This is a genomic window from Pseudomonas sp. C2.3V (genome assembly GCF_058536325.1).
In genome coordinates this window covers 2,661,820-2,673,691 of the sequence record NZ_JBZUBN010000001.1, presented here as the reverse complement: position 1 = coordinate 2,673,691, position 11,872 = coordinate 2,661,820, and the positions used below count along the sequence as shown (strand labels likewise).

At 54.8% G+C, this 11,872-nt stretch carries 10 protein-coding genes and 1 tRNA gene; all 11 read left to right on the top strand.

Annotated features, from left to right (window positions below; translation table 11 throughout):
• The first annotated feature begins 6 nt into the window (after positions 1 to 6).
• The 11 genes from AC4LF3_RS12695 (at position 7) to AC4LF3_RS12645 (ending at position 11,754) form a co-directional block, all read left to right on the top strand.
• Positions 7 to 2,799: a motility hub landmark protein FimV gene (locus AC4LF3_RS12695; RefSeq protein WP_491835417.1), complete on the top strand. Its 2,793-nt coding sequence runs from the start codon at positions 7 to 9 to the stop codon at positions 2,797 to 2,799.
• 2 nt (positions 2,800 to 2,801) lie between these two features.
• Positions 2,802 to 3,659, top strand: a complete 858-nt coding sequence (truA, locus tag AC4LF3_RS12690; RefSeq protein ID WP_019365761.1) for a tRNA pseudouridine(38-40) synthase TruA — start codon at positions 2,802 to 2,804, stop codon at positions 3,657 to 3,659.
• A 55-nt stretch (positions 3,660 to 3,714) separates the two neighbouring features.
• The gene (locus tag AC4LF3_RS12685) at positions 3,715 to 4,335 is read left to right on the top strand and encodes a phosphoribosylanthranilate isomerase (protein WP_125888279.1); all 621 of its coding nucleotides are present in this window, start codon (positions 3,715 to 3,717) and stop codon (positions 4,333 to 4,335) included.
• Positions 4,336 to 4,611: 276 nt separating this feature from the next.
• Positions 4,612 to 5,481 carry an acetyl-CoA carboxylase, carboxyltransferase subunit beta gene (gene accD, locus AC4LF3_RS12680; RefSeq protein ID WP_010794939.1) on the top strand — a complete coding sequence of 290 codons (870 nt, stop codon included), beginning with the start codon at positions 4,612 to 4,614 and terminating at the stop codon, positions 5,479 to 5,481.
• The gene (folC, locus tag AC4LF3_RS12675; protein WP_491835416.1) at positions 5,481 to 6,767 is read left to right on the top strand and encodes a bifunctional tetrahydrofolate synthase/dihydrofolate synthase; all 1,287 of its coding nucleotides are present in this window, start codon (positions 5,481 to 5,483) and stop codon (positions 6,765 to 6,767) included. The genes accD and folC overlap by 1 nt, the downstream gene beginning before the upstream one ends.
• A 3-nt stretch (positions 6,768 to 6,770) precedes the next feature.
• Positions 6,771 to 7,433 carry an SPOR domain-containing protein gene (locus tag AC4LF3_RS12670; protein WP_125888281.1) on the top strand — a complete coding sequence of 221 codons (663 nt, stop codon included), beginning with the start codon at positions 6,771 to 6,773 and terminating at the stop codon, positions 7,431 to 7,433.
• Positions 7,434 to 7,488: 55 nt separating this feature from the next.
• Complete coding sequence (locus AC4LF3_RS12665) at positions 7,489 to 8,028, top strand: CvpA family protein (RefSeq protein ID WP_037030388.1); 540 nt, start codon at positions 7,489 to 7,491, stop codon at positions 8,026 to 8,028.
• Positions 8,029 to 8,081: 53 nt separating this feature from the next.
• A complete protein-coding gene (purF, locus tag AC4LF3_RS12660) occupies positions 8,082 to 9,587 on the top strand; it encodes an amidophosphoribosyltransferase (RefSeq protein ID WP_010794935.1) in 1,506 nt (501 codons plus the stop codon).
• A gap of 11 nt (positions 9,588 to 9,598) precedes the next feature.
• Positions 9,599 to 10,810 carry an O-succinylhomoserine sulfhydrylase gene (locus AC4LF3_RS12655; protein ID WP_019365767.1) on the top strand — a complete coding sequence of 404 codons (1,212 nt, stop codon included), beginning with the start codon at positions 9,599 to 9,601 and terminating at the stop codon, positions 10,808 to 10,810.
• Between the two features lie 14 nt (positions 10,811 to 10,824).
• Positions 10,825 to 11,577 (top strand): SDR family oxidoreductase, encoded by a 753-nt coding sequence (locus tag AC4LF3_RS12650; protein WP_074823866.1) that lies wholly within the window; start codon positions 10,825 to 10,827, stop codon positions 11,575 to 11,577.
• A gap of 100 nt (positions 11,578 to 11,677) precedes the next feature.
• Positions 11,678 to 11,754, top strand: a tRNA-Asp gene (locus tag AC4LF3_RS12645).
• Positions 11,755 to 11,872: the final 118 nt, after the last annotated feature.

Genomic DNA, 11,872 nt, shown 5'->3' with positions numbered 1-11,872 from the left:
AAAGCTATGGTTCGGGTTCGAAAATTAGTGCTAGCAATCGCGGCGGCATCCGCCTTTGCGTCAGGAGCGACGTATGGCCTTGGCCTCGGTGATATTCATCTGAATTCATCACTGAATCAGCCATTCAATGCGGTCATTGACCTCAAGGATGTTCGCGACCTTTCAGCAGAAGAATTGCGCCCCGTTCTGGCTTCCCCTGAAGACTTCAGTAAAGCCGGCGTCGATAGAAACTATTTTCTGACCGATCTTAAATTTACGCCTGAAGTCCGAGCGGACGGGCGTAGTGTTATTCGTATTACGTCATCCAAGCCGGTACGTGAGCCCTACTTGAACTTCCTGCTGGAAGTGAGCTGGCCAAGCGGTCGCGTGCTTCGCGAGTACACCGTTCTACTGGACCCACCGCTTTACACGCCTCAAACGGCGGCAGCACCCGTAGCGCCTGTTACGGCGCCTGCACCATCAAGACCTGCGCGTCCAGCGGCAACCCCGGTACCTTCAGGTGCAGCGGGTGTGCCTGTCACCATGAATGGTGAGTACACGACCAGCCCGAAAGATACCCTGTGGGAAGTGGCAGACCGTACTCGTCCCAACGACAACGTCTCTGTACACCAGATGATGCTGGCTATCCAGGATCGTAACCCTAGTGCGTTTTTGAGCAATAACATCAATTTGATGAAGAGTGGGCAGGTTCTTCGTCTCCCCAATGATGAGCAGATCAGAGTGCGTTCCCAGCGCCAAGCATTGGAAGAAGTGGCTGCTCAGAACCGAGCCTGGCGTGGTGGTCTGCAGGCCGCTGATGCCGCCAACGTGCCAGGTTCGCCTCGACAACTTGATGCTACCAACAGGCAAGGCCCGGAGAGTGCACCGGGGGCGGCCGAGCAGCAGGACAATCTGCGCCTGCTTTCCGGTCAGCAGGGCAAATCAGCCTCTGGTAGCGACCAGGGAAATAGCGGTAATAACCAGGCGCTGGCAGACAAGCTGGCCGTGACGCAAGAAAGTCTGGATTCGACTCGTCGCGAAAACGAAGAACTCAAGAGTCGCATGAGCGATTTGCAAAGTCAGCTGGACAAGTTGCAAAAGCTGATGCAACTCAAGGATGCCCAGCTAGCTCAGCTGCAGGCTTCGGCTGCCAATCAGGGTGTTGCTCCAGAATCCCCTGAGGCGTCGGCTCCGGTAATCACTCCGCCGGCCACAACGCCAGAGGGTGAGCCTGCTCAACCTACGGCTGATCAAAGCGCGCCTGAACAGGCTGAAGCAGCGCCTCCCGCTACGCCAGAGGATACTGCACCCGATTCGGCCAGTGCTCCAGAAGTGCCGGCCGAAACACCCGCGGCGCCTTCGGCTACTACGCCTGCCATGCCCGCCACTGCAGCTCCGGCTCAGCCTGTTAAACCTGTTGCCGAAGAGCCCGCCAGTTTCCTTGATCAGATATTTGGGAACACCCTCTGGTTGGGTGTAATTGGTGGCAGTGCGCTGTTGGCGCTGCTGGTTCTTCTGATGGTCATCTCTCGCCGCAACGCCATGCGTGAAGCCGAGCGTGAGGCCGCCTTGGAAGAGGAGCAGTCCATTGGTGCCTATCGTGTCGATCCCGATATTCATGAAAGCAGTCTGGACGGCTTGGATATAAGTGACCTGTCCGAAAGCAATCTGGATAATCAGAACACCGATGCCAAGCAGCCGTCTGACGCGCTAGGTCAGGCTGATATCTATATGGCCTATGGGCGCTTCAATCAGGCTGCTGATGTTCTGCAAAAAGCCAGCGATGAGGAGCCGCATCGCGCTGACTTGCGTTTGAAGCTCATGGAAGTGTATGCCGAGATGGGCGACCGTGAGGGCTTCATTCGCCAGGAAAATGAGTTGCGTGAAATTGGTGGATCCCAGCCGGAAGTCGAGCAGCTCAAGTCCCGTTACCCTGCCATGGCTGCCGCGGCGGCTGCAACAGTCTTGGGTGCGGCAGCGCTGGCTGCTGCGCACGAGGTCAGTGAGTCCGAGGAGCATCGCCTTGATGAGCCCGAGACTACTGAGAAGCTCGATGACGATTTCGATCTGAATTTCGATGACTTCAAGCTGGATGACACTGAAGAGCCAGCGGTGGTGCGCGAAGATACGAATACATTCGATTTTACCGCAGAAGAAACCACTGCTCAGACTGCCAAGGATGACGATTTTGACTTTGACTTCGATCTGTCGAGTGATTCGGAGCGTCCGGTAGCACCCGAGCATACGGCGTTAAATGACGAGTTCTCTCTGGATCTGGACGAGTCGGATCGCAACGCTGAGCCGGTGGCCTTTAGCGAGCCTTCGGTTCACGCTCCTGAGGATGACTTCAGTCTCGATCTGCCAGATAATGAAACGAAGCCTTCGGACGTGAATGATCTGTCGGATGACTTCGATCTTTCCATTGACGAGCCAGGTGCAGAGCCAGAGCCTATTGCTGAGCGTGAAACGCCTGAAGCGGCTGATCCACAAGCACACAGCTTCGAAGCTGAGCTTCAGCGCGCCAATGCTGATCTGGAGCAGAGCAGTCCTGATTTGAGGGAAGAGGCTGTAGCTGAGGAGCGCAAAGACGAAGCCAGTACTGACTTCGGCAGTTTTTCTGCAGAGAGTGGTTCAGGTCTTGATGACGATTTCGACTTCCTTTCGGGTGAAGATGAGACGGCAACCAAGCTTGATCTGGCCCGAGCCTATATCGATATGGGCGACGCGGATGGGGCTAGAGATATCCTTGATGAGATTCTGGCCGAAGGTAGTGATGCCCAGCGTAATGAGGCTCGCGAGATGTTGGCCCAATTGAGTTGAATATGACTGAAAGTGTTAACACAGCGGCAGCCGAGGAGGCTGCCGTTGGCGTTTCAAGAATAGCCCTTGGTGTAGAGTACATGGGGGCTCGCTACCGCGGCTGGCAAAGGCAGCAGGCTGGTGTGATATCTGTGCAGGAAGCCCTTGAGAAAGCCTTAAGCCGGGTGGCAGCTCAGCCTGTGACGGTTTCCTGTGCGGGTCGTACCGATGCGGCTGTGCATGCCAGCGGTCAGGTCGTGCATTTTGATACGGCGGTTGATCGTCCGCTTCATGCCTGGGTACTAGGGGCAAATGCCAATCTGCCTAAGGATATTAGCGTAGCGTGGGCCAAGCCCATGCCTCATCATTTTAATGCGCGTTTTTCAGCCGTCGCGCGTCGATACCGCTACGTGATTTACAACGATCCTATTCGACCTGCTCATCTGGCCGAGCAAGTTACCTGGAATCACCGTCCGCTAGATGTTGAGCGAATGCGAAGTGCTGCGGCCCTTTTGGTTGGGACGCATGATTTTACATCGTTCCGTGCGCAACAGTGCCAGGCCAAATCTCCCATCAAGACTGTTCATCATCTGCATGTACAGGTGTTCGGCTGCTTTATTGTGCTCGATATCAGGGCCAATGCTTTCTTGCACCATATGGTGCGGAACATAGCAGGCGTATTGATGACGATTGGCGCAGGCGAGCGGCCTGTCGAGTGGGCTGCTCAAGTGCTGGACGCCTGCGATCGTAAAGCGGGAGGCGTGACGGCGCATCCCTATGGCCTCTATCTGGTCAGGGTCGAATACCCTGAAGAGTTTGATTTGCCTGAGCGCTACCTGGGGCCGCATTTCCTGTCGGCTCTCCCTGATATGGCGAACTGACTAAGCCTCCGCCTTCTGATACCATCGTCTGATTTTTCAGTCCGGGTAAAAAGACGTGTCAGCGGTCCGTGTGAAAATCTGTGGAATCACATGCGTCGAGGATGCATTGGCCGCCGCTCATGCGGGCGCCGATGCTATCGGGCTCGTCTTTTATAGGAAAAGCCCTCGTTCCGTATCGATCCCCCAGGCCAAGCGCATCATTTCTGCTTTGCCTCCATTCGTGACAACGGTAGGGCTTTTCGTCGATGCGTCCCGCTGTGAGATTGACGAAACACTGGATGCCTTGCCGCTTGATCTGTTGCAGTTTCATGGTGAGGAGACGGCAGCCGATTGTGCGCGGTATCGTCGACCCTACATGAAAGCGCTGCGTATGAAGCCGGGTGAAGACATTGCTGCTCGTTGTCAGGAATACGCTAGTGCAAATGCCATCTTGCTAGATACCTATGTTCAAGGTGTTCCCGGTGGAACAGGGCAGGCATTTGACTGGGCGCAAATACCGCAGGGATTATCCAAGCCTATCGTGCTGGCAGGTGGGCTTGGGATTGAAAATGTAGCCGATGCCATTGCCAGAGTGCGTCCTTACGCTGTTGATGTCAGCGGCGGGGTAGAGTCAACCAAGGGTATAAAGGATCACGAAAAGGTTCGTGCATTCGTTGATGCCGTACGGCGTGGTTAGGATTAAAAGGATCAACTGAGGCCATGTGACGGCAATTGAATTAAGACCGTCAACAGGCTAAGTCGGGCCCGAACCGTTTCGGGTCATCAATGATTTTTCTGCTTGATAATTACTAGCAGAGTTTAGGTTGGGCTAGCCCGTTAGGGTGGAGCCTGGTGGCGTTGAGTTGGACATGCTGTTCAATCTCCGTTCACCATCAATTCATAATTCGCTCAGGGATTGTGTGTCGAGCTCAGGACTTGATACATGCGAGCCCATGCAAGTGGAGAGTAATGCATGAGCAATTGGCTGGTAGATAAACTGATTCCTTCGATCATGCGTTCCGAAGTGAAACGCAGTTCTGTACCTGAAGGGCTTTGGCACAAGTGTCCTTCTTGCGAGTCGGTGCTTTACCGCCCGGAGCTGGAAAAGAATCTGGATGTCTGCATGAAGTGTGGTCATCATATGCGCATCAATGCTCGTCGTCGTCTGGACATCTTTTTGGATGCGGACGGGCGCGAGGAGCTTGGCGCTGAGCTGGAGCCTGTTGATCGCCTGAAATTTCGCGACAGTAAGAAATATAAGGATCGTCTGACGGCCGCTCAAAAGGAGACTGGTGAAAAAGATGCCCTGATTGCCATGAAGGGCTCGCTGATGGGTATGCCGGTGGCGGCCTGCGCATTTGAGTTTTCGTTCATGGGCGGTTCCATGGGCGCGGTCGTGGGTGAGCGCTTTGTACGCGCCGCCAATGTGGCTCTGGAACAGCGTTGTCCGCTGGTCTGTTTTTCGGCGTCGGGTGGGGCTCGTATGCAGGAAGCGCTGATATCGCTGATGCAGATGGCCAAGACATCTGCAGTATTGGCGCGCTTGCGTGAAGAAGGGATTCCTTTTATCTCCGTCTTGACAGACCCTGTATATGGCGGTGTTTCGGCAAGTCTTGCCATGTTGGGTGATGTGATTGTTGCTGAGCCCAAGGCACTTATCGGATTTGCAGGCCCTCGCGTCATTGAACAGACTGTGCGTGAAAAGCTTCCTGAAGGTTTCCAGCGCAGTGAGTTCCTGCTTGAGCATGGTGCGGTGGATATCATTGTGCCGCGCGCTGAGCTGCGTAGTCGTCTCTCCAAGTTGCTGGCTACCCTGCAGAACGTTCCTAGCCCGGCGGCCTGATGAACAACAAGTCCCTGGCCGATTGGCTGAGTTACCTCGAACAACTGCATCCCACTGCCATTGACATGGGGTTGGACCGCTCGCGCAAGGTGGCTCAGGCACTTGCGCTGGGGCGTCTGGCGCCTCGAGTCGTTACGGTTACAGGAACAAACGGCAAGGGATCGACATGTGCGTTCCTGGCTCGACTGTTACGTGCCTCGGGGTTGCGTGTCGGGGTTTACAGTTCGCCGCATCTGTTGCGCTATAACGAGCGTGTCTCCATTGATGGGCAGGACGTAGACGATCAGACGTTATGTGAGGCATTTGCTGCCGTTGAGGCGGCACGTCAAGACACCTCGCTAACGTATTTTGAAATGGGCACGCTTGCTGCCTTCTGGCTGTTCGCGCGTGCGGAGCTCGATGCGGTCATTCTCGAGGTTGGGCTTGGCGGTCGCCTGGACGCAGTTAATCTGGTCGACGCTGACTTGGCACTTGTCACCAGCATTGGGTTGGATCACGCCGAATGGCTCGGTAACACGCGAGAAAGCGTTGCGTTTGAAAAGGCGGGTATTTTTCGTTCGGGAAAACCTGCCCTCTGTGGCGACCTTGATCCGCCTGTTCCACTGCTGGAGCAGGCGGAGCGTCTGAATGCTCCGCTGTTTTGCCGGGGTAAAGACTTTGATCTTCTTATGGAGCCCCATAGTTGGTTTTGGAAGGGCGTAGCCGCTGATGGCGAGGTGTTGACATTGCCCGGCATCCCTTTCCTTGATCTTCCTATGGAAAACGCTGCGCTGGCTTTGCAGGCGTATGTGTTGCTAGATATCGAGTGGGTGCCTGAAAAGATAGTCCAGGCTCTTGTGGACACAGCCGTAGTAGGGCGGCTGGATCGCCGTCAGGTAAGTATCGATAACAAGCAAATTCACTTGCTTCTGGATGTGGGGCATAACCCCCACGCAGCAGAGTATTTGGCTCGGCGATTATCTGTACGCAAACCCAGCGGGCGTCGCCTGGCTGTATTTGGCCTGCTTTCTGACAAGGATTTGCACGGCGTTATTACCCCACTGCTTGCAGTAATCGGCGAATGGTTTGTGGCTGAGCTGCCAACGCCTCGGAGCCGTTCTGCGCAAGAGCTACATGCTGCGTTGCGCAATCAGGGGCAGGCCGTGCATTGTCACGACACTATAAGAAATGCATTAAGTGCAGCGGCTGAAATGGCTACGGAAGACGATGAAATCATCGTATTGGGTTCTTTCTACAGCGTGGCAGAGGCGCTAGGCTGGTTGCATAGCCAAGCACAAGGGGAATAAAAAATGGATCGAGTGCTCAAGCAGCGTATCGTTGGTGCCTTGGTGCTGGTTGCCCTGGCCATTGTATTCATACCAATGCTTTTTACTCGTCAGGATGAGACCCGCCAGGTGGTTGTAGAGCCGGCACCTCGACCCCAGGCCCCTGCAATGCCTGAAGTAGCTGTAAAGCCGGTAGAGACGCCAGAGGTGATACCGGACAAGCCTGAAAATGCAGCTTCGTTACCCAGTGCGCCAATTGCATCCGTGCCGGAGATTTCCAACGCTGATGCGCCAGTTGCTCAATCTTCACAACCCACTGCTCCTGCCTCTCAGGCCAGCGCACCAGCTGTAGCGCAGGCACCCCAGGCCAAGGCTGCACCAGCGGCGCCTCCGTCTACGCAGCCAGCGCCCGCCGCTCAGCCGGAGAAGCGGCTGGACAACAACGATCTGCCTGTAAGCTGGTCCGTGCAATTAGCCAGCCTGTCTAACAAGGCTCGTGCAAATGAGCTGCAAAACACGCTGCGCAGTCAGGGTTACAATGCGTATGTACGCAGTGTGGATGGGATGAATCGCGTGTTTGTAGGTCCTGTCGTTGACCGAGGGGAGGCAGACCGCTTACGTGACCAGTTAAGCCGTCAGCAAAAGGTAAATGGCTTTGTAGTGCGTTTCCAGCCGGAACGCGGTTAACCAAATCGAAAGGCTCTGCTAATATGCAGGGCCTTTTTTAGTTGTGGGTCTCACCGTGGGCTTCACCTGGGCGGATTGGGCGATCATTGGCGTTATCGCTATTTCCAGTTTGATTAGCTTGAAGCGTGGCTTTGTAAAGGAAGCGCTTTCATTGCTGACATGGATAGTGGCAGGTGCTGTAGCATGGCTGTTCGGCGGTGCGCTGTCTCAATACTTCAACGACTATATCCAGATTCCTTCAGGGCGTATCATTGCTGCATGCGCGCTGCTATTCATTGCTACGTTGATGGTCGGTGCTCTGGTCAATTTCCTGTTGGGAGAGCTGATTCGGGTCACCGGGCTTTCAGGTACTGACCGTTTTCTCGGAATGGCTTTTGGGGCCGCACGTGGCGGCTTGTTGATCGTGGTACTGGTAGGGCTGCTGAGCCTGGCTCCAGTACAGCAGGATCCCTGGTGGAAGCAATCCGTATTGCTTCCCCATTTTCTTTTGGTGGCTGACTGGTCCAAGAACTTCATGTTGGGGTTTGCAGGGAACTGGATGACTCAGGCAGCCGTGCCGCACACGCTTAATGAGCTGGGTGGTATTGCCAAGTAAACGATGCGTTCACGCATCCAATCGAACTAGTCTTAACAGTGGGGTTCCGTCACATGTGTGGCATCGTTGGCATTGTGGGCAAATCAAACGTCAACCAGGCGTTGTATGACGCGCTCACCGTCCTACAACATCGTGGTCAGGATGCAGCTGGCATAGTGACCAGCCTGGACGGAAAGCTCTATCTGCGTAAGGACAACGGGCTGGTTCGGGATGTGTTTCAACAGCGACATATGCAGCGTCTAGTTGGTAATATCGGTATCGGCCACGTCCGTTATCCCACTGCCGGCAGTTCATCTTCTGCTGAGGCCCAGCCGTTTTACGTCAATTCACCCTACGGTATTACACTGGCGCATAATGGTAACCTGACCAATGTGGCTCAGCTTTCTCAAGAGATCTATGAGTCGGATTTGCGTCACGTAAACACCAATTCCGACTCGGAAGTGCTGCTCAATGTTTTTGCACATGAGCTGGCAGTGCGTAACAAGCTGCAACCCACTGAAGATGATGTGTTTGCTGCCGTCTCTGGCGTACATGAGCGGTGCCGGGGAGGGTATGCCGTTATCGCCATGATAACCGGGTATGGCATGGTAGGTTTCCGGGACCCCCATGCCATTCGGCCAATCGTGTTTGGGCAGCGTCATACCGAAAAAGGCGTCGAGTACATGATCGCCTCGGAAAGCGTATCGCTGAATGTACTGGGGTTCACCCTCATTCGTGACCTGGCTCCTGGCGAGGCGGTTTACATTACTGAAGACGGTCGCTTGTTCACGCGCCAGTGCGCGGCAAATCCCAAATATGCGCCGTGCATTTTCGAGCATGTTTACCTGGCTCGTCCGGACTCCATTATCGATGGTATTTCTGTATACAAGGCGCGGTTGCGCATGGGTGAAAAACTGGCTGAGAAGATTCAGCGGGAACGCCCTGATCATGATATCGATGTAGTTATTCCCATTCCGGATACGAGCCGCACTGCAGCACTGGAGCTGGCGAATCACCTGGGCGTCAAGTTTCGTGAAGGCTTCGTCAAGAATCGCTATATCGGCCGCACGTTTATCATGCCGGGGCAGGCTGCGCGCAAGAAGTCGGTTCGCCAGAAGCTGAACGCCATTGAGCTGGAGTTTCGAGGCAAGAATGTCATGCTGGTTGATGACTCCATCGTTCGGGGTACTACTTGCAAGCAGATTATTCAGATGGCCCGTGAAGCTGGCGCAAAGAATGTATATTTCTGTTCAGCGGCGCCTGCGGTGCGGTATCCCAATGTCTATGGTATCGATATGCCCAGCGTCCATGAGCTGATCGCACACGGTCGCTCTACAGAAGACGTTGCACGCTTGATCGGTACGGATTGGCTCATCTATCAGGATCTCAATGATCTAGTCGATGCCGTTCGTGGTGGCAATCCAAGTATCGAAAACTTCGACTGCGCAGTGTTTGATGGTCAGTACATTACAGGCGATGTCGATGAGGCATACCTGCTCAATATCGAGCAGGCCCGTAATGATGCCGCTAAAACCACGTCACATGCGGTGCATGCCATCATCGACCTGTACAACGACTGAGGAGCTTTTGCATGAGTCATGACTGGGACGCCGGGCGGCTTGATAGCGACCTGGACGGTGTAGGTTTCGATACCCTTGCCGTTCGCGCAGGCTATAACCGCTCGCCTGAGGGTGAGCATGGTGAGGCGCTGTTTTTGACATCGAGTTATGTCTTCCGAAGTGCAGCCGATGCGGCCAAACGTTTCGCTGGCGAAGTACCGGGTAACGTTTACTCGCGTTACACCAACCCTACGGTACGGACCTTTGAAACGCGAATTGCAGCGCTTGAAGGGGCAGAGCAGGCGGTAGCTACCGCTTCCGGTATGTCGGCCATTCTGGCGTTGGTGATGAGTCTGTGCAGTGCAGGTGATCACGTGCTGGTCTCGCGCAGCGTGTTTGGCTCCACCATTAGCCTGTTCGAGAAGTACCTCAAGCGTTTTGGTGTTGAGGTGGATTATCCGCCGTTATCAGATATCGAGGCATGGCGTGGTGCCTGCAAGCCGAACACTAGGCTTTTCTTTGTCGAGTCACCTTCTAACCCGCTTGCCGAGTTGGTCGACATCGCAGCGCTCGCTGAAGTAGCCCATGCCCAGGGTGCACTATTAGCGGTCGATAACTGTTTCTGTACGCCCGTACTGCAGCAGCCGTTGGCGTTGGGCGCTGATATCGTGGTGCATTCAGCAACCAAGTATATCGACGGACAGGGTCGTAGCATGGGGGGGGTGGTCGCAGGACGTGCCGAGCACATGAAGGAGCTGGTGGGCTTTTTGCGTACAGCAGGCCCCACGCTGAGTCCTTTCAATGCATGGCTGTTCCTCAAGGGACTTGAAACGCTGAAGATTCGCATGCAGGCGCACAGTCAGTCAGCACTGCAGCTGGCGCGCTGGTTGGAAGCGCAGCCCGGTGTTGAGCGAGTGTTTTACGCTGGCCTGGAAAGTCATCCACAGCATGAACTCGCCAAGCGCCAGCAAAGCGGCTTTGGTGCCGTGGTCAGCTTCGAGGTGGCAGGTGGCAAAGAGGCCGCATGGCGTGTCATTGATGCTACGCGCATGATCTCCATAACCACTAATTTGGGCGACACCAAAACGACCATTGCTCATCCTGCTACCACGTCTCATGGTCGTTTATCGCCAGCTGAGCGGGCCAATGCGGGCATCAGCGACAGCTTGATTCGCATTGCCGTTGGGCTGGAAGACATTGAGGACATCAAGACCGATTTGGCTCGAGGTATAGCAGCGTTGTGAATGAGGCATATCAAATGTTGACCGGTAGCAAGGTAGCGCTGGTTACAGGGGCGGCGCGTGGTATTGGGCTGGGTGTCTCGGCTTGGCTCATTACCGAAGGATGGCAGGTGGTTCTGGCTGATATCGACCGTAGCCGTGGGACGCGTGTGGTGGAAGCGCTTGGCGATCGTGCCTGGTTCATGGAAATGGACGTGGCGAACGAAAGTCAGGTGGAGGCCGTCATTGCCGAGGTGGTGGGTCAGTTTGGCCGATTTGACCTTCTGGTGAATAATGCCGGCCTCTCCGACCCCCATAACGAGCCGTTGGAAACACTGACATTGGCACGCTGGAATCAGGTGCTATCGGTTAATCTGACGGGCGCTATGCTGACAGCCAAGTATGCCGCTCCCTATCTTCGTGCCAATCGTGGTTCCATCGTCAATGTGGCATCGACGCGCGCGCAGCAGTCAGAAATATCCACCGAAGCCTATGCTGCCAGCAAAGGAGGTCTTGTTGCACTTACCCATGCGCTGGCCATGAGCCTTGGACCAGATATTCGTGTGAACGCTGTCAGCCCTGGCTGGATTGATTCCCGAGATCTTTCTCAGCAACAGGCTGAGCCGTTGACGGAGCTGGATCATGAGCAGCATCCGGTAGGAAGGGTAGGTACCGTAGAAGATGTGGCAGCGCTGGTAGCCTGGCTTGCATCAGAGGAAGCTGAATTTGTTACCGGTCAGGAATTTACCGTTGACGGTGGAATGACCAAGAAAATGATTTATTTGGATTAAATGATAAATAAATCTTGACGGATCAAAGAGGTATGCGCAAAATGCGCGCCATCCAAGAGGGTGACCTCTTGATTCTTCCGGGCGTTAGCCCGACCGACGCGCAGCGGTAGTTCAGTCGGTTAGAATACCGGCCTGTCACGCCGGGGGTCGCGGGTTCGAGTCCCGTCCGCTGCGCCATTTTATCTTTGCTCTCATTAACATCCTTGTGCCATCTCCGAGCAACTCGAAGCATGACATGCCACTTGGATGATTATCTCAAAAGCTTGCTTCGTTAACTGTCAGGTCTAGTGAGCAA